This window comes from Streptomyces sp. NPDC033270, from assembly GCF_055576575.1.
Map to the genome: position 1 here is coordinate 516,180 of NZ_JBVIRA010000002.1, position 20,108 is coordinate 536,287.

Annotated in this window: 19 protein-coding genes; 13 read left to right on the forward strand and 6 right to left on the reverse strand. The window is 71.4% G+C overall.

Going from position 1 to position 20,108, the window contains the following annotated elements; translation table 11 throughout:
- Window positions 1-192: 192 nt before the first annotated feature.
- The 8 genes from rsmD (at window position 193) to ACZ5XZ_RS05840 (ending at window position 5,717) form a co-directional block, all read left to right on the forward strand.
- Window positions 193-792, forward strand: coding sequence for a 16S rRNA (guanine(966)-N(2))-methyltransferase RsmD (gene rsmD, locus ACZ5XZ_RS05805; protein ID WP_384433704.1), 600 nt, complete (start codon window positions 193-195; stop codon window positions 790-792).
- 26 nt (window positions 793-818) lie between these two features.
- Window positions 819-1,301 carry a pantetheine-phosphate adenylyltransferase gene (gene coaD / locus ACZ5XZ_RS05810; RefSeq protein ID WP_468974910.1) on the forward strand — a complete coding sequence of 161 codons (483 nt, stop codon included), beginning with the start codon at window positions 819-821 and terminating at the stop codon, window positions 1,299-1,301.
- Between the two features lie 126 nt (window positions 1,302-1,427).
- Window positions 1,428-2,537 carry an ATP synthase F0 subunit B gene (locus ACZ5XZ_RS05815; RefSeq protein WP_468974833.1) on the forward strand — a complete coding sequence of 370 codons (1,110 nt, stop codon included), beginning with the start codon at window positions 1,428-1,430 and terminating at the stop codon, window positions 2,535-2,537.
- A 196-nt stretch (window positions 2,538-2,733) separates the two neighbouring features.
- Window positions 2,734-3,333, forward strand: a complete 600-nt coding sequence (locus ACZ5XZ_RS05820; protein WP_468974834.1) for a YceD family protein — start codon at window positions 2,734-2,736, stop codon at window positions 3,331-3,333.
- A gap of 2 nt (window positions 3,334-3,335) precedes the next feature.
- Window positions 3,336-3,509: a 50S ribosomal protein L32 gene (rpmF, locus tag ACZ5XZ_RS05825; protein ID WP_028802425.1), complete on the forward strand. Its 174-nt coding sequence runs from the start codon at window positions 3,336-3,338 to the stop codon at window positions 3,507-3,509.
- A gap of 19 nt (window positions 3,510-3,528) precedes the next feature.
- Window positions 3,529-4,413 (forward strand): ribonuclease III, encoded by an 885-nt coding sequence (gene rnc / locus ACZ5XZ_RS05830; protein WP_468974835.1) that lies wholly within the window; start codon window positions 3,529-3,531, stop codon window positions 4,411-4,413.
- A 77-nt stretch (window positions 4,414-4,490) separates the two neighbouring features.
- Complete coding sequence (mutM, locus tag ACZ5XZ_RS05835) at window positions 4,491-5,426, forward strand: bifunctional DNA-formamidopyrimidine glycosylase/DNA-(apurinic or apyrimidinic site) lyase (RefSeq protein ID WP_468974836.1); 936 nt, start codon at window positions 4,491-4,493, stop codon at window positions 5,424-5,426.
- Window positions 5,427-5,492: 66 nt separating this feature from the next.
- Complete coding sequence (locus ACZ5XZ_RS05840; RefSeq protein WP_468974837.1) at window positions 5,493-5,717, forward strand: hypothetical protein; 225 nt, start codon at window positions 5,493-5,495, stop codon at window positions 5,715-5,717.
- 226 nt (window positions 5,718-5,943) lie between these two features.
- On the opposite strand, the gene ACZ5XZ_RS05845 is transcribed toward ACZ5XZ_RS05840, so the two are convergent.
- Both ACZ5XZ_RS05845 and ACZ5XZ_RS05850 read right to left on the reverse strand, forming a co-directional pair.
- Window positions 5,944-6,399 carry a hypothetical protein gene (locus ACZ5XZ_RS05845; protein ID WP_468974838.1) on the reverse strand — a complete coding sequence of 152 codons (456 nt, stop codon included), beginning with the start codon at window positions 6,397-6,399 and terminating at the stop codon, window positions 5,944-5,946.
- 227 nt (window positions 6,400-6,626) lie between these two features.
- Entirely contained in the window at window positions 6,627-7,562 is a 936-nt protein-coding gene (locus tag ACZ5XZ_RS05850) for a CAP domain-containing protein (RefSeq protein ID WP_468974839.1), read from the reverse strand.
- A gap of 181 nt (window positions 7,563-7,743) precedes the next feature.
- Here ACZ5XZ_RS05850 and ACZ5XZ_RS05855 point away from each other — a divergent pair, with 181 nt between their 5' ends.
- From ACZ5XZ_RS05855 to ACZ5XZ_RS05870, 4 genes are all read left to right on the forward strand, one after another.
- Window positions 7,744-8,025 carry an acylphosphatase gene (locus ACZ5XZ_RS05855; protein WP_384433684.1) on the forward strand — a complete coding sequence of 94 codons (282 nt, stop codon included), beginning with the start codon at window positions 7,744-7,746 and terminating at the stop codon, window positions 8,023-8,025.
- A gap of 382 nt (window positions 8,026-8,407) precedes the next feature.
- Complete coding sequence (locus tag ACZ5XZ_RS05860; protein ID WP_006602857.1) at window positions 8,408-8,611, forward strand: hypothetical protein; 204 nt, start codon at window positions 8,408-8,410, stop codon at window positions 8,609-8,611.
- Window positions 8,612-8,913: 302 nt separating this feature from the next.
- Window positions 8,914-12,639 carry a chromosome segregation SMC family protein gene (locus ACZ5XZ_RS05865; RefSeq protein ID WP_468974840.1) on the forward strand — a complete coding sequence of 1,242 codons (3,726 nt, stop codon included), beginning with the start codon at window positions 8,914-8,916 and terminating at the stop codon, window positions 12,637-12,639.
- Between the two features lie 278 nt (window positions 12,640-12,917).
- Complete coding sequence (locus tag ACZ5XZ_RS05870) at window positions 12,918-14,336, forward strand: sugar porter family MFS transporter (RefSeq protein ID WP_468974841.1); 1,419 nt, start codon at window positions 12,918-12,920, stop codon at window positions 14,334-14,336.
- A gap of 20 nt (window positions 14,337-14,356) precedes the next feature.
- Here the strand turns inward: ACZ5XZ_RS05870 and ACZ5XZ_RS05875 are convergent, their stop codons facing one another.
- Window positions 14,357-15,463, reverse strand: a complete 1,107-nt coding sequence (locus ACZ5XZ_RS05875; protein ID WP_468974842.1) for a GlxA family transcriptional regulator — start codon at window positions 15,461-15,463, stop codon at window positions 14,357-14,359.
- 71 nt (window positions 15,464-15,534) lie between these two features.
- Between ACZ5XZ_RS05875 and ACZ5XZ_RS05880 the strand changes: the two genes are divergently transcribed.
- Window positions 15,535-15,897 (forward strand): cupin domain-containing protein, encoded by a 363-nt coding sequence (locus ACZ5XZ_RS05880; protein ID WP_468974843.1) that lies wholly within the window; start codon window positions 15,535-15,537, stop codon window positions 15,895-15,897.
- A gap of 17 nt (window positions 15,898-15,914) precedes the next feature.
- Here ACZ5XZ_RS05880 and ACZ5XZ_RS05885 read toward each other — a convergent pair whose 3' ends face one another.
- From ACZ5XZ_RS05885 to ACZ5XZ_RS05895, 3 genes are all read right to left on the reverse strand, one after another.
- Complete coding sequence (locus tag ACZ5XZ_RS05885; RefSeq protein WP_468974844.1) at window positions 15,915-16,907, reverse strand: LLM class flavin-dependent oxidoreductase; 993 nt, start codon at window positions 16,905-16,907, stop codon at window positions 15,915-15,917.
- 118 nt (window positions 16,908-17,025) lie between these two features.
- Window positions 17,026-18,513 carry a purine-cytosine permease family protein gene (locus ACZ5XZ_RS05890; protein WP_468974845.1) on the reverse strand — a complete coding sequence of 496 codons (1,488 nt, stop codon included), beginning with the start codon at window positions 18,511-18,513 and terminating at the stop codon, window positions 17,026-17,028.
- A 236-nt stretch (window positions 18,514-18,749) separates the two neighbouring features.
- On the reverse strand, window positions 18,750-19,982 hold the full coding sequence (locus ACZ5XZ_RS05895) for an NAD(P)/FAD-dependent oxidoreductase (protein WP_468974846.1): 1,233 nt from the start codon (window positions 19,980-19,982) through the stop codon (window positions 18,750-18,752).
- Window positions 19,983-20,108: the final 126 nt, after the last annotated feature.

Genomic DNA, 20,108 nt, shown 5'->3' on the forward strand with positions numbered 1-20,108 from the left:
GGCCGGCCCGGAGCCGGGCGCGGCGGGGACCTCCCGCGCCGTCCGGCCGTGAGATCGATCACTGGCCCGGGCGCCCGAGCGGCGCCTTGGACGGCCGTTCGCCGCCGGTCGACGGAATATCGTGGAGGAGCGGAGCCCGACCGGCTCCCACCAGCACTCCACACCGACCACGCGCAACGTAAGGACGGGCCCATGACCCGCGTGATCGCCGGTACGGCCGGCGGCCGCCGCCTGGCCGTACCCCCCGGCAACGGCACCCGCCCGACCTCCGACCGGGCGCGCGAGGGCATGTTCTCCACCTGGGAGTCGCTCGACGGGCCGCTGGCCGGCGCCCGGGTGCTCGATCTCTACGGCGGTTCCGGGGCGGTCGGGCTGGAGGCGCTCTCCCGCGGCGCCGCCCACGTCCTGCTGGTCGAGGCCGACGCCCGCGCCGTCCGCACCATCCGCGACAACGTCCGCACGGTGGGCCTCCCGGGCGCCGAGGTCCGGGCCGGCAAGGCCGAGCAGACCGCCGCCGCACCGGCCCCCGGCGACCCGTACGACATCGTCTTCCTGGACCCGCCCTACGCGGTGACCGACCAGGAACTGCGCGAGATCCTGCTCACACTCCGTGGTCAGGGGTGGCTGACCGAGCAGGCACTCGTCACCGTGGAACGCAGCACCCGAGGCGGCACGTTCCCATGGCCGGACGGATTCGAAGCGATCAAGGCCCGTCGCTACGGCGAGGGGACGCTTTGGTACGGTCGCGCCGCTTCGACGTCCGCCGAATCGACGTCAACAAGCGTGTCATGACCGGATCGGAGAGCGAGGAACCCGAGTTGCGCCGCGCCGTCTGTCCGGGGTCGTTCGACCCCATCACCAACGGGCACCTGGACATCATCGCCCGTGCCTCCAAGCTGTACGACGTCGTCCACGTCGCCGTGATGATCAACCAGTCCAAGAAGGGGCTGTTCACGGTCGACGAGCGGATCGACCTGATCCGCCGGGCCACCGCCGAGTACGGCAACGTCGAGGTCGAGTCCTTCCACGGCCTGCTCGTCGACTTCTGCAAGCAGCGCGACATCCCCGCGATCGTCAAGGGACTGCGCGCCGTCAGCGACTTCGACTACGAGCTGCAGATGGCCCAGATGAACAACGGGCTGTCGGGGGTGGAGACCCTCTTCGTGCCCACCAACCCCACCTACAGCTTCCTGTCCTCCAGCCTCGTCAAGGAGGTCGCCGCCTGGGGCGGTGACGTCTCCCACCTGGTCCCGTCGTTCGTCCTCGAAGCCCTCACCGAGCGGCTGCGCGAGAGGGACTGACCCCGCCCCCGGCGCACGCCCGCGATGCTTGGCTGATGGACCGTCAGTTGGTGTCGGGTGCAGGCCCCGTGGACGTACAGTCGACCCGTTCCGTCGTTCCAACCCCCAGAGAGTGGCGAGTCCAAGGTGGACGTGCAGAAGAAGCTCGACGACATCGTCGCGACCGTCGCCGGCGCCCGGTCCATGCCCATGTCGGCATCGTGCGTGGTCAACCGTGCCGAGCTGCTCGCCATGCTGGAGGAGGTGCGCGCGGCGCTGCCCGGTTCCCTCGCGCAGGCGCAGGAGCTGCTCGGCGGGCGCGAGCAGATGGTCGAGCAGGCGCGCGCCGAGGCGGAGCGGATCATCGAGTCCGCACACGCCCAGCGCGGTTCGCTGATCTCCGACACCGAGGTGGCCCGGCAGTCCCAGGACGAGGCGGACCGGATCCTCGCGGAGGCCCGCCGGGAAGCGGAGGAGATCCGCGCCGAGGCCGACGACTACGTCGACAGCAAGCTCGCCAACTTCGAGGTCGTGCTCACCAAGACCATCGGTTCGGTCGACCGCGGTCGCGAGAAGCTGCTCGGCCTCGGCACCGGCCTGGACGACCAGGGGTACCCGGACGAGGACGGCACCGAGGCCCCCGAGCGCAGCGCCGACCCCGAGACCCTCAGGCAGCGCGCCGATGTGTACGTGGACGCCAAGTTCGGGGCGTTCCAGGCCGTGCTGAGCAAGACGCTGGAGGCGGTGGGTCGGGGCCGCGACAAGCTCCAGGGGGCCCGGGCGATCGACGAGCTGGGCGCACATCTGGCGGCGCAGGGCGACGACCCGCACTCCGGCCGGCCGCAGGCCGACGCCGAGTACCTGGCCGGGCTGGCGGGCATCGGCGCCGACCAGGACCCGCAGGTGCCCCAGCTGCCCCAGCAGCAGCCCCAGGAGCACCAGCAGCCACTCCAGCCCCAGCAGCAGGGCTACTACCAGGACCCGGCGGCCTACCAGCAGCAGGACGTCTACGGCTACCAGCAGCCCCATGACGTCGCCTACTCCCAGGACGCCCAGCACCCCGGCGCGTACGGCTACGACTGGCAGCAGCAGGGCTACGACCCGAACGCCTACCTCCAGCAGCAGATGCCCCCGCAGCCCCAGCACGCCCCGCACGACCAGGCCGCGCAGCCCGGCGCCCTGGACGAGACCAGCCTCTTCGACACCAGCATGATCAACCTCGATCAGCTGCGGCAGTACGAGGAGGGGCGCCAGTAGGCGACCCGGCGGCCGGACCGGTCCGGTCGGGAGCGGATTGGGCCTATCGGGGCCCGTCCAGTATCCTGGCTCTTCGGTCGCGCCTATGTCCGCGATCTCGGCTGCCCGAATTTCCACGACGGAATACGGGCGGTGCGAAAACCCCGGAGAAAGCAGGAAGCCCATCAACGCCCGCCTCGACCATCGCTCCCCTCTCGTGTTCGACACACGTGAGCTGGGCCGGCGGCCCGGTGCGCTCAAGAGGGTCTCCCGCTCCGTCGAGGCCCCCCGGGACCTCGGCAACGAGGTGATCGGCGTGCCCCAGGGCGCACCGGTCGAGCTCGACCTCCGCCTGGAGTCGGTCATGGACGGGGTGCTTGTCACAGGCACCGCCCGTGCAACCGTCAAGGGGGAGTGCGTAAGGTGTCTGGAGCCGCTGGAGCGAGAGCTCGACAGCGACTTCCAGGAGTTGTTCGCCTACCCCGACGCCGACGCCAGGGTCCACGACAAGGACGCCGGCGACGACGCCGAGGACGAGGAGGACACCCTCTTCCTCGAGGACGACCTGTTCGACCTCGAACTCGTGCTGCGGGACGCGGTGGTGCTTGCACTGCCGATGCAGCCGGTGTGCCAGGACGACTGCCCGGGCCTGTGCTCCGATTGCGGAGCGCGGCTGGCGGACGACCCGGACCACCACCACGACGCCGTCGACATCCGTTGGGCGGCACTGCAGGGACTCGCCGGGACCGTCAAGGACGGCGAGAAGGACAACATGGGCGGCGCCGAAGCGGGCGTCGACGAGAAGCAGGAGAAGTAGCCGTGGCTGTTCCGAAGCGGAAGATGTCGCGCAGCAACACGCGCCACCGCCGGTCGCAGTGGAAGGCTGCGGTCCCCACCCTGGTGGCGTGCGAGCGCTGCCACGAGCCCAAGCAGCAGCACATCGCGTGCCCCGCTTGTGGCACCTACAACAAGCGCCAGGTCCTCGAGGTCTGAGCGGCTGGTGACAGGCTCTATGTCAGACGCCACATCGACATCCCGCTCACGCGGGGATGAACCGACTCCGGCGGACACGGCCTCGTCCCACACGCTTCTGGAAGGGCGGCTCGGGTACAAGCTCGAGTCCGCCCTTCTGGTGCGTGCGCTGACGCACCGCTCGTACGCATACGAGAACGGCGGTCTGCCCACCAACGAGCGGCTCGAATTCCTCGGGGATTCGGTGCTCGGCCTGGTGGTCACCGACACGCTGTACCGCATCCACCCCGACCTGCCGGAGGGCCAGCTGGCCAAGCTCCGGGCCGCGGTGGTCAACTCGCGTGCGCTCGCCGAGGTGGGCCGCGGCCTCGACCTCGGCGCCTTCATCCGCCTCGGCCGGGGCGAAGAGGGCACGGGCGGCAGGGACAAGGCGTCCATCCTCGCCGACACCCTCGAAGCGGTGATCGGCGCGGTCTATCTCGACCAGGGCCTCGACGCGGCCGGCGAGCTGGTACACCGGCTCTTCGACCCGCTCATCGAGAAGTCCTCCAGCCTGGGCGCGGGCCTGGACTGGAAGACCAGCCTCCAGGAACTCACCGCGACCGAAGGCCTCGGTGTCCCGGAGTACCTGGTCACCGAGACCGGCCCGGACCACGAGAAGACCTTTACTGCTGCCGCCCGCGTCGGTGGTGTCTCGTACGGCACCGGCACCGGCCGCAGCAAGAAGGAAGCCGAGCAGCAGGCGGCCGAGTCCGCATGGCGCGCGATCCGCGCCGCGGCGGACGAGGCGGCCAAGGCGGCGGCTTCCGGTGACGACGCGTCGGAGGAAGCACCCGGTGCAAGCACCGGCTCCACTGGAGCGGCTACCGCCGCGCAGTCTCCTGCGGCTCCGGCCGCCGGCGACAGCCCGTCGTCGGCACACTGAACCACCGTTTCTGACCCCGTCCGGGGCGGCCGAGCGTCGCCCCGGACGGGGTCAGAAGTCTTTCCCAAGGAGCCACCGTGCCCGAGCTGCCCGAGGTCGAGGTCGTACGCCGCGGACTGGAGCGCTGGGTCAGCGGGCGCACGATCGACGCCGTCGAGGTGCGCCACCCCCGCGCGATCCGCCGGCACACGGCCGGTGCGGCCGACTTCGCGGCCCGGCTCAAGGGGCTGCGGACAGGCACGGCCCGCCGGCGCGGCAAGTACCTCTGGCTCCCGGTGACCGGCGGCGGCCCGGCCGCACAGACCGCCGCCGAAGGCCTCGCGCCCGTCGTCACACCGTCGGTCACCCACGGCCTGGCGATCCTCGCCCACCTCGGCATGAGCGGCCAGCTGCTGGTCCAGCCGCACGACGCCCCCGACGAGAAGCACCTGCGCATCCGCGTCCGCTTCGCCGACGACCTCGGCACCGAGCTCCGCTTCGTCGACCAGCGCACCTTCGGCGGCCTCTCGCTGCACGACACCGTCCCCGGCGACGCCGAGCAGCTCCCCGACGCCATCGCCCACATCGCCCGCGACCCGCTCGACCCGGCCTTCGACTTCGCCGCCTTCCACGACGCGCTGCGCCGCCGCCGGACCACCATCAAGCGGGCCCTGCTGGACCAGACCCTGATCAGCGGCGTCGGCAACATCTACGCCGACGAGGCGCTGTGGCGCAGCCGCCTCCACTACGACCGGCCGACCGCCACCTTCACCCGCCCGCGCACCGCCGAGCTGCTTAGCCACGTACGGGACGTGATGAACGCCGCGCTCGCCGTCGGCGGCACCAGCTTCGACAGCCTCTATGTGAACGTCAACGGCGAGTCCGGGTACTTCGACCGCTCCCTGGACGCCTACGGCCGCGAGGACGAACCCTGCCGCCGCTGCGGCACCCCCATCCGCCGCCGCGCCTGGATGAACCGCTCCAGCTACTTCTGCCCCCGCTGCCAGCGCCCGCCGCGGGCCGGCCGAACGTAGCAGTCGGATAACTCCTGCCCGCCGCGGATGTACCGCGGCGGAGGGGGCCGGGTAAGTTCAGCGCCCATGACACAGGACGCCGCGAGCATCGACCGGCAGCAGCTCATGCAGGAGGCGCTTGAGGAGTACGCATCACGCAACGATGACCAGCTGGACTGGATCCTCGGGCTCGTCAGACACCGCCTCGGCGCCGCTCGCCGGATGGGCGTGGCCATACCGGACGGACTGGCCGAAAGGGTCGCGCAGCTGTCCGCGAAGCGCGGCTGGCCGATCGACCAGCCGCAGCCCTGAGCCGGGGAAGCACCCGATGATCAAGCTGCCGCTCGCGCCCTTACCCGCCGGCACGGCCGTTCGAGGGACACCCCGGCCGAGCGCGCGGGAGATGCGGCGACAGCGGTGAGGAAGCCCGCGACGCGTGCTGCGACCTGCGACTTGGCTGTCGGTGGTGGTCAGCGTTGGTCGGCGTTGAGTGCGTTCCGACGGCCCCGGCACGGCCCGGGAAGAGGCGCGGTCGTAGTCACTGCCCTTGAACGAGGATGACCACCGAAAGGGCAGCGCCACTTGCTGCGACGCCGGCGTGCAGCGCGATCCACAGAGAGTACAGACGCACCTTGAACATCTTCGGGAAGCGAAGGCGCTGTTGTGCGTGCAGCTGTACCCATCCGTCGTTGATGAGGAGTGACGGCTGGCGTTCCTCGATACTCCGGCTGAACAGACGAGCTGCCCTGTGATGCAGGACAGCGCGTTCGTGGTACTTGAGGCAGGCGAGCACTCCATAGACTCCCAGGCCGACCAGGGGCAGCGATACGACCAGCATGATCATTTCGAGGCCGTGTTGGGCAGTGAATCCCAGTGCGGCGGAGGCAATGACGATGAGCAGGTTGCTGAGCGTGGCTCGCTGAGTTTCCAGCTGACGAGCCTGATCATGTTGCTCCAGATACATCTGAAGCAGCACTTCAACGTCATCAGCCATCGAGCCCCCCGGCGTCTGTCAGTCGTCCAGTGGTGGATACCCGGGCGGCTTGTTGCCTACGCGGTTGGCGTAGCGGCTTTGGGCTGGAGCTGCTTCGGCGCGAGTGATCATGGCCCCGTGAGCTTCCGACGCGTCGGGCAGTCTGCCGGCGTACCCGCGGGCGGGGCTACGAATGCCGGCCCTGAGCCGGCCCCCGGTGTCTGATAGGTCTCTGACCTGCGGGAATCTCAGAAGCCGAAGTCCTGGGTCCACCACGGGCCGCCCGGGCCGAAGTGGACGCCGACGCCGAGGGTCTGGTACTCGCAGTTGAGGATGTTGGCGCGGTGGCCGGGGCTGTTCATCCAGGAGTCCATGACGGACTGGGCGTTGGCCTGGCCGCGGGCTATGTTCTCGCCGCCGAGGTCGGTGATGCCCTGCGCACGGGCGCGGTCCCAGGGAGTGTGGCCGTCGGGGTCGGTGTGGTCGAAGAACCCGCGCTCGGCCATGTCCTCACTGAACCGCTGTGCGAGACCCGCCAATTCCTTGTCCGCGGTCACCGGCGAGCAGCCGGCCTGGGCGCGTTCCTGGTTGACCAGCGCCAGGACCTGGGCCTCGGCGGAGCTCTGAGTGTCGGGGGTCTTCGACGGGGCCGCGGTGCGCGGGGGCGCGGTGGAGGACGGGCGCTCGGTGGGCTCGGCGGAGGGCCGCGAACCCGTCTCCCGGGCGGGGGATTTGGTCGGCCGCTGCGGCGAGGGGGACGTGGACGGCGTCATGGGGGAGGAGGGGCGGTCACTGCGCGGGGCGGTGGGCCGGGCGCCGCCGCGGCTCGCGGTGTCGGTGGCGCGGTCGGTCGGGGTCTGGGAGAGGCCGCCCATCGGCGCGGTGGTCTCCGGCAGGGTGCCGGCACGGACCCGGTCGCCCCGGCCGTCACCGCTCTCGGCGTCGAACTGGCCGCCGCCGGGGATCAGTCCGGAGGCGACCGCCACGGCTCCCATCGCCACCGCGGCGGAGGCGCCGAGCAGTCCGGTGCGTACGGGCGCCAGGCCGCGGCCGCGCGCGGCGCGGTGCGAGCGGTGCCGCGTGGCCGGGGCCGGTGCGTCGTGCCGTACAGCTGTCGGTGCGTCAACAAGCCCCGCGGCCGGGGCTTCGGGCGTCTGGGGAGCAGAGCGTCGATGGCGGCCCATCCGCGGTCTTCCTTTCCCCCGGTGCAAGCACCGGCTCCACTGGGGCGGCTACTGCCGCAGAGCCTTCGCTAGACGTCAAGATGACTCACCCGAATGGGTGAGTCGCGTTGTCGGGGGACTGTACGCCATGGCGTATGGGGGCGACGTGCCCGCTGAGCAATTGGCCGGTTAACGTGCACACATGAACGAAGCTGTCCGTGTGACCGCGTGGGTGCGTGGTCAGGTCCAGGGCGTCGGGTTCCGCTGGTTCACCCGCGCCAACGCTCTTCGCATCGGCGAACTCGCCGGATTCGCGGTCAATCTCGGTGACGGCCGCGTCCAGGTGGTCGCCGAGGGGCCGAAGGACCACTGCGATCAGCTGCTGGAGTGGCTGCGCACCGGAGACACGCCCGGGCGGGTCGACGGAGTCACTGAGATCTGGGACACGCCCCGGGGCGGCTACGACGGCTTCGAGATCCGCTGACAGGGCCCGCCGGGGCCCTCCGCGGGGCCCTCACAGGCGATCTTGCCGGTGTGTCTTTGTCAGCTGCTTACGGGAGATAAGGCCTGGTGGTTGCCAACTCGGCCGACCCGTGCAAGGCTGCCGCTGTACGGATGATCTCCACGCCCCCGCGGGACCTTTCTGGGGAGTCGGCGCAGAGCCCTCGCGGCCGCGCACTCTCAGGTGCCCGAGGATACGGGGCGTGATCGTGTTGACCGTCAAACCGTTTGGTGAGACTCTGGAATCCCCGCGCACCTTAGCTGTTTGGCATTGAGTACACCAGAGAATGACAAGCACCGCGGGTGCGAATCCCTCACGACCCACACCGCTTCGGTCGGTCACTCATTGTGGAGGACCATCCATCATGGCAAAGGCGCTTCTCGGTTACGTCGGCGGCTCCGACCCCCGAGTCCTCTCCGAGATGCGACGGCTTCAGCAGCGCGTTCAAGACCTCGAATCCGAGCTTATCCGGATGCAGGCCGAAAACGACATGCTGTCCGCTGCCGCACGTCGCGACGACTCGATGCTCGACATCGACGTACCCCAGGCGGAGCCCGCGCTCACCTGACCCCAACCCCAGGGCCGGTAGGGCTGCTCGCCAGCCGCTTGAGGCACCGCTCTCTTCAAGATCTGCAAGGGACGCTTCGGCGTCCCTTCGTCGTTTCCCGGCTCGTCCTTCCGGCACGTCGATCGCGTGACCAGAGGCCATTTCGGCCGTGCCGCCCCTCCCTTACCGCATGATGTGCCCTGCGCTTTCCTTGGTGAAACCGAAAATGAACGGCGCGGATACCCGGGGGCCGTACGGCGCCGGCGACCGGCCCCGGAATGTTGGGGCCGCCCGCCGAGAGGGGGCCGGTAGAGTCCAACGGCGTGCATCTCAAGAGTCTGACCCTGCGAGGCTTCAAGTCCTTCGCCTCCGCCACGACGCTCCGGTTCGAGCCGGGCATCACCTGCGTCGTGGGCCCCAACGGTTCCGGCAAGTCCAACGTCGTGGACGCGCTGTCGTGGGTCATGGGCGAGCAGGGCGCCAAGTCGCTGCGCGGCGGGAAGATGGAGGACGTCATCTTCGCCGGGACGACCGGGCGGCCGCCGCTCGGCCGCGCCGAGGTCTCGCTGACCATCGACAACTCCGACGGTGCACTGCCGATCGAGTACGCCGAAGTCACCATCACCCGGATCATGTTCCGCAACGGCGGCAGCGAGTACCAGATCAACGGGGACACCTGCCGGCTGCTCGACATCCAGGAACTGCTCTCCGATTCCGGTATCGGCCGGGAGATGCACGTCATCGTCGGACAGGGGCAGCTGGACTCGGTGCTGCACGCCGATCCGATGGGCCGGCGCGCCTTCATCGAGGAGGCGGCCGGCGTCCTCAAGCACCGCAAGCGCAAGGAGAAGGCGCTGCGGAAGCTGGACGCGATGAAGGCCAACCTCGCCCGCGTCCAGGACCTGACCGACGAGCTGCGCCGCCAGCTCAAACCGCTGGGGCGACAGGCCGCGGTGGCCCGGCGCGCCGCCGTCATCCAGGCCGATCTGCGCGACGCCCGGCTGCGGCTGCTCGCGGACGATCTCGTCGCCCTGCGCAGGGCGCTGCGCGCCGAGATCGCGGACGAGGCGGCCCTGAAGGAGCGCAAGCAGGCCGCCGAGGAGCGGTTGCGCACCGCCCAGCAGCGGGAGGCCGCGCTGGAGGAGGAGGTCCGCAGGCTCAGCCCGCGGGTGCAGCGCGCGCAGCAGACCTGGTACGAGCTGTCACAGCTCGCGGAGCGGGTGCGCGGCACGATCTCGCTGGCCGAGGCGCGGGTCAAGAGCGCCACGGCGGCCCCGCCGGAGGAGCGGCGCGGGCGCGACCCGGAGGACATGGAGCGCGAGGCGGCCCGGATCCGCGAGCAGGAGGCGGAGTTGGCGGCCGCGCTGGAGGCCGCGAGCCGGGCGCTGGAGGACACCGTCGAACACCGCGCCGGGCTGGAGCGGCAGTTGGCGGACGAGGAGCGGCGGCTGCGGGACGCGGCGCGGGCCCTCGCCGACCGGCGCGAGGGCCTGGCCCGGCTGAGCGGACAGGTCACCGCCGCCCGCGGCCGGGCCGCCTCCGCGCAGGCGGAGATCGGGCGGCTCGCCGAGGCCCGGGACGGTGCCCGTGCGCGGGCGGCCGCCGCCCAGGAGGAGTACGAGCAGCTCAGGGCCGAGGTCGAGGGGCTGGACGCGGACGACGAGGAGAGCGCGGCGGGGCATGACGCGGCCCGTCGGGAGCTGGCGGAGGCGGAGGCCGCGCTGACCGCCGCGCGGGAGGCGCTGACCGCGGCCGAGCGCAGGCGCGCCGCGACCGCCGCCCGGCACGACGCACTGGCTCTCGGGCTGCGCCGCAAGGACGGCACGGGGGCCCTGCTGGCCGCGGCCGACCACCTCGGCGGGCTGCTCGGCCCGGCCGCGGAGCTGCTGACCGTCACCCCCGGCTTCGAGATCCCGGTCGCGGCCGCGCTCGGAGCGGCCGCGGACGCCGTCGCCGTCGACGGACCGGCCACCGCCGCCGACGCCATCCGGCTGCTGCGCAAGCAGGACGCGGGGCGCGCGGCGCTGCTGCTGGGGGACGGCAGGAGCCGCGGCGGGAGCGCCACCGGGCTGGTGCCAGGGCCCGCGCGGGCCGTGGAGGAGAGGGTTCCCACGGAGGCCGTAGAGGCCGTGGCGGTGTCGGCGAGGGCCGGGAGCGATGGGGCCGGTGGGGCGCATGGCGTCGGTGGTGACAGTGGTGCCTCCGAGGCCGCCGTACACCGTGTTCCCGGACCCCGCTCCGCGCCCGTACCGGCCGGTGAACTGATCCAGGGGCCGCCGGAGTTGGCTTTTGCGGTGGCCCGGCTGCTGCGGGATGTCGTGGTCGTCGGGACGCTGGAGGACGCCGAGGACCTGGTGGCCGCGCGGCCGGAACTGGTCGCCGTGACCGGTGAGGGCGATCTGCTCGGGGCGCACTTCGCGCAGGGCGGCTCCGCCGGCGCGCCGAGTCTGCTGGAGGTGCAGGCGTCCGTCGACGAGGCGGCGGCCGAGCTGGAGGAGCTGGCGGCGCGCTGCGAGGAGCTGGCCGAGGCGCAGCGGGCGGCGGCCGAGCGCCGTACGGAGTGTGCCGCGCTGGTCGAGGAGTGGGCCGAGCGGCGGCGGGCGGCGGACCGGGAGAAGTCGAAGGTCGCCGGGGACCTGGGGCGGCTCGGCGGGCAGGCGCGGGCCGCCGCGGGCGAGGCCGAGCGCTCCGCCGCGGCGGCCGCCAGGGCGCAGGAGGCGCTGACGCGGGCCACCGAGGAGGCCGAGGAGCTGGCCGAGCGGCTGGCGGTGGCCGAGGAGGAGCCGGGCGCCGGCGACGAGGAGCCCGACACCTCCGTACGGGACCGGCTGGCGGCCGACGGGGCCAATGCGCGGCAGACCGAGATGGAGGCCCGGCTGCAGGCGCGTACGCACGAGGAGCGGGTGAAGGCGCTGGCCGGACGGGCGGATGCGCTGGACCGGGGGGCGCGCGCCGAGCGCGAGGCGCGGGCGCGGGCCGAACAGCGGCGCGCCCGGCTGCGCCACGAGGCGGCGGTGGCCGGGGCGGTCGCCTCCGGGGCCCGGCAGCTGCTGGCGCACGTCGAGGTCTCGGTCGTGCGGGCCGATGCCGAGCGGGGCGCCGCGGAGCGGGCCAAGGCCGAGCGGGAGCAGGCGCTGGTGGCCGAGCGCAACACCGCCCGGGAGCTGAAGGGCGAGCTGGACAAGCTGACGGACTCGGTGCACCGGGGCGAGGTGCTGGGCGCGGAGAAGCGGCTGCGGATCGAGCAGCTGGAGACCAGGTCGCTGGAGGAGCTGGGCGTGGAGCCGGCCGCGCTGGTGTCGGAGTACGGCCCCGACCAGCCCGTGCCGCCGTCGCCGCCGGCCGAGGGCGAGGTGCTGCCGGAGGACCCCGGCCATCCCCGCAACCAGCCAGTGGCCTTCGTACGGGCCGAGCAGGAGAAGCGGCTCAAGGCGGCCGAGCGGGCGTACCAGCAGCTCGGGAAGGTGAACCCGCTGGCACTGGAGGAGTTCGCGGCGCTGGAGGAGCGCCACCAGTTCCTGAGCGAACAGCTTGAAGACTTGAAGAAGACCCGGGCCGACCTGCTGCAGGTGATCAAGGAGGTCGACGAGCGGGTGGAGCAGGTCTTCACCGAGGCGTACCACGACACCGCGCGGGAGTTCGAGGGCGTCTTCTCCCGGCTCTTCCCGGGCGGCGAGGGGCGGCTGGTGCTGACCGACCCTGACGACATGCTGGCGACCGGGGTGGAGGTCGAGGCGCGCCCTCCGGGCAAGAAGGTCAAGCGGCTGTCGCTGCTGTCGGGTGGGGAGCGGTCGCTGACCGCGGTGGCGCTGCTGGTGTCGATCTTCAAGGCCCGGCCCAGCCCGTTCTATGTGATGGACGAGGTCGAGGCGGCGCTGGACGACACCAATCTGCAGCGGCTGATCCGGATCATGGAGGAGCTGCAGGAGAGTTCCCAGCTGATCGTGATCACGCACCAGAAGCGGACGATGGAGGTCGCGGACGCGCTCTACGGGGTATCGATGCAAGGGGACGGCGTCTCGAAGGTGATCAGCCAGCGGCTGCACTGACCACGGAGACGGCCCTCCGGTATGCCCCCTTTTGTTCCCGGCTGTCCCCGTCGATGATCGCACGGAGTGTCCGACACTCCATCAGTTCACAACTTGAACGAATGTCGCCTCGGGTTACCGAGAAACAAAATCATTACGCGGTATTGACTTCGAAACTTGAAGGCATAGTCTCTGCAACGTTGCTTTTACCTTCAAGTGGTGGGTACCCCCAACCTATGCACCACTAGAAGGGCCAGCCCCCTACGCCCGGCAGCGCAGCCGGGCCACTGGAGTTCACGTTGACCAGCACCGCGCAGCCGACGGTCCCGGAAGGCCGTAAGGCCCACCCCGAGCACCTCGGCCATGTCATCTTCATCACCGCGGCTGCCGCGATGGGCGGCTTTCTCTTCGGCTACGACAGTTCCGTCATCAACGGTGCCGTCGAGGCGATCCGCAGCCGCTACGACGTCGGGTCCGCCGTACTCGCCCAGGTGATCGCCGTCGCGCTGATCGGCTGCGCCATCGGCGCCGCCACCGCCGGCCGGATCGCGGACCGGATAGGCCGCATCCGTGTGATGCAGATCGCCTCGGTGCTGTTCACCATCAGCGCCGTCGGGTCGGCCCTGCCCTTCTCCCTCTGGGACCTCGCCTTCTGGCGGATCATCGGCGGCTTCGCGATCGGTATGGCCTCGGTCATCGGCCCGGCCTACATCGCCGAGGTCTCGCCGTCCGCCTACCGTGGCCGGCTCGGCTCGTTCCAGCAGGCCGCGATCGTCATCGGCATCGCCGTCTCCCAGCTCGTCAACTGGGGCATCCTCAACCTCGCCGACGGCAAGCAGCGCGGCACGATCGCCGGCCTCGAGGCCTGGCAGTGGATGCTCGGCGTGATGGTCGTCCCGGCGGTTCTCTACGGTCTGCTCTCCTTCGCGATCCCCGAGTCGCCGCGCTACCTGATCTCCGTCGGCAAGCTCGAGCGCGCCAAGGAGGTGCTCGCCGAGGTCGAGGGCCACACGGTCAACCTCGACACCCGGGTCGCCGAGATCGACCAGGCGATGCGCAGCGAGCACAAGTCCACGTTCAAGGACCTGCTCGGCAGCAAGATGGGCTTCCTGCCGATCGTCTGGGTCGGCATCGGCCTCTCGGTCTTCCAGCAGCTGGTCGGCATCAACGTCGCGTTCTACTACTCCTCGACGCTGTGGCAGTCCGTCGGCATCAACCCCGAGAGCTCGTTCTTCTACAGCTTCACCACGTCGATCATCAACATCATCGGCACCGTCATCGCGATGATCTTCGTCGACAAGATCGGCCGCCGCCCGCTGGCACTGATCGGCTCGGCCGGTATGGCGATCGCGCTCGCGCTGGAGGCCTGGGCCTTCTCCGCCAAGACCGCCGCCGGTACGCTGCCGGCCGCCGAAGGCACCGTGGCCCTGATCGCCGCCCACGTCTTCGTGCTCTTCTTCGCGCTCTCCTGGGGCGTCGTGGTCTGGGTCTTCCTCGGCGAGATGTTCCCGAACAAGATCCGCGCCGCCGCGCTGGGCGTCGCCGCCTCCGCGCAGTGGATCGCCAACTGGGCCATCACCGCCAGCTTCCCGAGCCTGGCCGACTGGAACCTCTCGGGTACGTACGTGATCTACACATTCTTCGCCCTGCTCTCGATCCCCTTCGTGCTCAAGTTCGTGAAGGAGACGAAGGGCAAGGCGTTGGAGGAGATGGGCTAACCCCCCGCCAGTCCTTCTCCTCAGTACTGGCTGCTGCCCCGGGTCCCAAGGCGACCCGGGGCAGCAGTCTTTGTATCGGGACCGGGACCGGGGCCCTGGCCCGGGCCGGCGCCGGTCGTACGGAACGCCCTGCGGTACGCCGCCGGCGTGGTGTGCAGGGCCTGCTGGAAGCGGCGGCGGAGGTTGGTCGCCGAGGACAGCCCGACCCGCACGGCGATCGCCTCGACGGGCAGATCGGTCTCCTCCAGCAGGGTGCGGGCCGCGTTGATCCGTCGGCCCAGCAGCCACTGCCCGGGGCTGGTGCCGAGCTGCTCGGTGAACCGGCGGGCCAGGGTGCGCGAGGACACCCGCAGGCGGCCGGCCATGTCCTCGACCGAGAGCGGCTCGGGCAGCCGGCCGGCCACCCACTCCAGCAGCGGGGCCAGCGACCGGTCCATGGCGAGCGCCGGATCGATCCGGTCGCCCGGGGAGGGGGCCGCGTACTGGGCCTGGCCGCCCTCGCGGTGCGGCGGCATGACCATGTGCCGGGCGATCCGCGCGGCATGGGCGGCGCCGTGGTCGCTGCGTACGATATGCAGACACAGGTCGACGCCGGCCGCGGCTCCGGCGCTGGTGGCCACGTCGCCGTGGTCGATGTAGAGCACCCCCGGATCGACCCGCACCCGGGGGAAACGGGCCGCCAGCTCGGCCGCGCGCGCCCAGTGCGTGGTCGCCCGGCGGCCGTCGAGCAGACCGGTCTGGGCCAGGGCGAAGACGCCGGAGCAGATGGTGACCAGACGGGCCCCGTTGCGCCGCGCGCCGAGCAGGGCCTCGTGCACGGCGGGCGTCAGCGGCTCGTCCTGCGGTATCCAGCCCGGGATGACGACCGTGTCGGCCGTCTCCAGGGCGCCGAGCCCCTCGGTGACGAGCATGTCGTAGCCGGCCGTCGTCCGCACCGGACCGGGTACCTCGGTGCACACCGTGAAGTCGTAGTGGACGGGCAGGCCGGCGCGGCGGGTGCCGAAGACCTCGGCGGCGCAGCCGAGTTCGAAGGGGCCCTGGGGCGCATGGACCAGGACCACCACACGGTGCGGCGCCGTGCCGCTGCGGTCGTCCTCGGGGGCATCGACGGGGCGATCATGGGGCATGGCAGGAAAGTACCCGAGGACGTCTTTTCTGACACTGGGGGACCAGGGTCCCGGCACGCGAGGCTGACGGCATGACACAGCACAGCACGCGGCACGAAAAGGCGATCAGCGGTCGGGAGATGGCCGGTTACGTGTGGTCGGCGGTGGCCGACGCACCGGTGGAGGAGTTGTTCCCGGGGGTCCGGATCCGTCCCCTGTGGACGGGGGACAACGGGGCCAGGGCCCAGGTACTGGAGATCGATCCGGGGGCCGCCTGGGAGCGGATCGATGTGCACGAGCCAGGGCCGGAGGAGGTCTTCGTCGTCTCGGGCACCTTCAACGACGGCTTCGGCGACCATGAGGCGGGGTCGTTCCTCCATGCGCCCGCGGGCTCCTGGCACATTCCGCGCTCGGAGACCGGCTGCACGATCTTCGTCTTCTACCCCGAGGGCTGAGGCGTGCCCGCCCCGCCTCAGCCGAGGCGGGGCAGCACCTGCTCGGCGAACAGGTGCAGTGAGCGCCAGCCCTCGTCGACGGGCATCCCGCCGCACAGCGGGTGCAGGATCAACGAGCCCCGGGCGCCCGTCTCCTGGGCCAGTTTCACGCACTCGTCGGGGGTGAGGACGCGGTAGACGCCCTCCCGGCGCAGCGCTTCGGCGTCCCGCGCGGTCGAGCGCACCGCGGAGCGGGTGCCGGCCGACTGCCAGGAGGCGTACGTCCGCGCCTCGTGCAGCAGATGGCCGCCGTACTCGGCCCACGTACGGTCCGGGTCCTCGGACAGGTGCAGCAGCGAGGTCTGCTCCGGCGGCTGCAGCACCCAGCCGTCGGTGCCGAAGGCCGCGCGCTGCTCGTGGTAGTAGGCCGCCAGCTCCGGGAGGTGGGCGCTGGGAAAGAGCGGCAGCCCCAGGCGGGCGGCGCGCCGGGCCGCGGCGCGGGAGCTGCCGCCGATCAGCAGCGTCGGGTGCGGGCGGGTGTACGGGCGCGGGGTCACCTGGACCGTACGCCCCTGATAGGTGAACGGTTCGCCGGTCCAGGCGGACAGCAGCGTCGCCAGCACCTCGTCCTGGAGCGCGCCCCGGCGCCGCCAGTCCTTGCCGTGCGCCGCGTACTCCTCGGGCCGGTAGCCGAGGCCGGCGACGGTGGTCAGCCGGCCGCCGCTGAGCAGGTCGAGCGAGGCGAGGTCCTCGGCCAGCCGCAGCGGGTCGTGCAGCGGGGTGATCAGCGCGGAGACGGTGACGCCGATGCGGCGGGTGGCGCCGAAGACGGCGCCCGCGAAGGTGAGCGGCGAGGGCATCCAGCCGTTGGTGGTGGCGTGGTGCTCCTCGGTCTGGACCATCGTCAGACCGCGGTCGTCGGCGAAGGCGGCCATCTCGACGGCGGCGCGGTAGCGGGCGGAGAGCGCGGCGGGTGTGGGGGAGGGGTCGACGAGGTTGAAGCGGACGACCGTGACGGGTACAGCGGACATGGCAAACGTCCCCTTCGCCAAGAACGGTTGGCGAAGGGGACGTTAGCTGACGTGGCGTCAGTTCACTAGGGGTGTGATCCGGCCGCCGCGTCGGCCGGGGCCCGGTGGCGGCCGGGGGTCAGCCCACCTCGATCCGCTGCCGGGCCTTGGACTGCTGTGCGTCGGCGGCCGCCGGGACGGTCTCCCTGGGCGCCGGCAGTACGGCGAAGACCAGCGCGGCGATGGCGATCGTGGCCGCCCAGCCCAGGCCGTTCTCACCGATCCAGGTGGTGGCCAGCGGGCCGGTGAACCACTGGACCTTGGTGAAGCACAGGCCCGCGACGAGCGCGACCGACCAGGCGGTCATGGCCTGCCAGCAGAAGCCGCCGACGTACCAGTAGCGGCTGGTGCGGCCGGTGTTCATCAGGCTCTCGGCGTCATAGCGCACGGCCAGCTTGCGGCGCCGCGCCATGTCGATGCCGTAGACGCCGATCCAGGCGGAGAAGGAGACCGCGAGCAGCGTCAGGAAGGCGATGAACTGGCCGATGAAGTCCTTGGCCACCAGCATCATGAACAGGCCGCCGACCAGGCTGATGAGGGCGTTGATGCTGACCGCCATGGCGCGCGGCAGCTTCACGCCCATGGTCTGGGCGGTGAAGCCCGCGGAGTACATCGACAGGCTGTTGATCAGCATCATGCCGATCAGCGCGGTGATCAGGTACGGGATCGCGATCCAGGTCGGCAGGACCTGGCCGAGGAACGACATCGGGTCGGTGTTCTGGTTGGCCAGCGACGGGTTGCCGACGGCCATCACGCCACCCATGATCACCATCGGGATCAGCACCAGGGCCGCGCCGGAGATGGTGGTGCCGACGATCTTCTTGCCGGAGGCGGAGTGCGGCAGGTAGCGCGCGAAGTCCGGGCCGGTGGGGACCCAGCTGATGCCGCCGGCGGCGATGGTGCCGATGCCCGCGATCATCAGGGTGGCGCTGCCCGGCGACTTGGAGAGGATGTCGCTCCACGGCATCTTGACGATCAGGTGGACCAGGACGACCACGCTGATCGCGCTGAAGAGGTACGTCGAGTACTTGTTGCACAGGTTCAGCGCCTTGCGGCCCAGACCGCTCACCAGGAAGGTGCAGGCGACGAAGCCGAGCAGCGTGACGACGATCAGGACGTTGTTCGGCTTGATGCCGAACACCAGGTTCAGCACGGTCAGGATGGCGTACGCGCCGGTGACCGCGTTGATCGTCTCCCAGCCGAAGCGGGCGACCCACAGGATCGCGCCCGGGAAGTAGTTGCCCCGCACGCCGAAGGCGGCACGCGAGAGCATCGCGCCCGGGGCGCCGCCCCACTTACCGGAGACCGACAGCAGGCCGACCATGCCGAAGGAGACGGCGGAGGCGATGGCGGCCACGATCAGGACCTGCCAGAAGTTCAGCCCGTTGTTGATCACCAGGGAGGCGCCCATGGTGAGCAACAGCACGCTGATGTTGGCGGCGACCCAGGTGGGGAAGAGTTCGCGGACCCGGCCCCGGCGCTCGTGGTCGGGAACGGGCTCGATGCCACGGGTCTCGACGGCGCCCTCGGTCTCGGGAGTGGACGCGGACATGGTGCTGGTGTCCATGGGTGCAGGTATCTCCGTGCGGGGATCTGGGGGGCACCCCCGAATCAGGAGGTGCAGGCAGCGGCTGTGATGCCCGGCCAGAATTCAATTGCCAGGACTCTACGCGCGTTGCGCGGCCGTCCACCATCGTACTTTGATCCAACTTCTGCCACTGTGCACTGTTGGACCCCTTGACGAGGACGAGTGTGACCCATGCTCGTCAAAGGGTCCAGTCCGACCCCTTTGACCAGGTTTGATCAGCCGGAAACCGGGACGGCCCGCCGCTGACTGATCCTGTGGTCCGCCCGCCGCAGCAGTTCCCCCGCGTCGCCGACCGGCGGTGAGATCCATGACTCGTTGATGGCGCGCTTGAGGTCCTTGGCGAAGCCCTCGGGCCCCTCGCGCAGCGTCCGGTCCCAGCCGCTGGTGGCCACCGCGCCGGCCTCGCCGAGATCCAGGCAGGTCGCGTACGGGTCGGGGGCGAAGTCCGCCGGCGGCAGGCCGAGCAGATCGGCCGCGGCGTTGTGGCCGGCCACCTTGCCGAGCGGGGTGGCGTGCTGGCAGCTCTGCGGCAGCGGGTGGCCGCCCTGGTCGGTGGCCGCCGCGGTGTCCCCGGCCGCGTAGACGCCCGCGACACCGCGCACCCGCAGGGCGCTGTCCACGGCCAGCCGTCCCAGGGCGTCCCGGGGCGCGGGGATCTGCGCGGTCAGCGCGCTCGCCCGCATGCCCGCGGTCCACACGGCCGTACGGGCCGGCAGGGTGCTGCCGTCCGACAGGCGCACCGAGCGCTCGTCCAGGCCGGTGACCGTCGTGCCGAGGCGGCGCTCGACACCCAGCTCGTCCAGCGCCCGGGTGATCACCGGCCGGGCCGCGGCGCCCAGTCGCTCGCCGACCACCGCGGCGCGCTCGACCAGTACCATCCGCACCTCGTGCGCCGCGCCGTGCGGCGCCGCCAGGGCGCGCAGCCGGCCGACGAGCTCGGTGGCGAGCTCCAGCCCGGTGAAGCCGGCGCCGGCCACCACCGCGGTCCAGCGGCCCGGCCCGACCGGCGCCTCGGGCAGCGCCCGCAGATGCTCCGCCAGCCGTACGGCCGCCGGGAGGGTGTCGATGTCGTGCAGCAGCGCGGCGCCGGGCAGCTCGGGCCGGACGAGTGCGCTCCCGGTGGCGAGGACGAGGCGCCGGTAGGTCGCCTCGGTGCGGCCGCCGTCGGCCGTCGTGGCGGTGACCCGGCGCCGGTCGGTGTCGACCGCGACGGCCCGGGCGGCGATCCGCCGCACCCCGACCGGGCCCAGCACCCGGTCCAGCGGCACCCGCATCCGGGCCGGATCGGCCTGGTAGAGGCGCGGCCGCAGCACCAGATCCGGGTCCGGGGTGAGCAGCGCCACGGTGTGCGCCGCGGGCCCGGTGGCGTGCGCGCGCAGCAGTCTGGTCGCCGCGGCGGCGCTCCACAGGCCGGCGAAACCGCCGCCCAAAACCAGGACATCAAACATCCGGATTCCCCTCCCATTGCTCCGCGGGGCGGTCCCCGGGGAGTGAATCAGGATGCTACACATCCAGATTCATTCCGGATGTCGAGGATCCAGGTTCGGCGCGTGCGGTCCCCCTCGGCGAGGCGT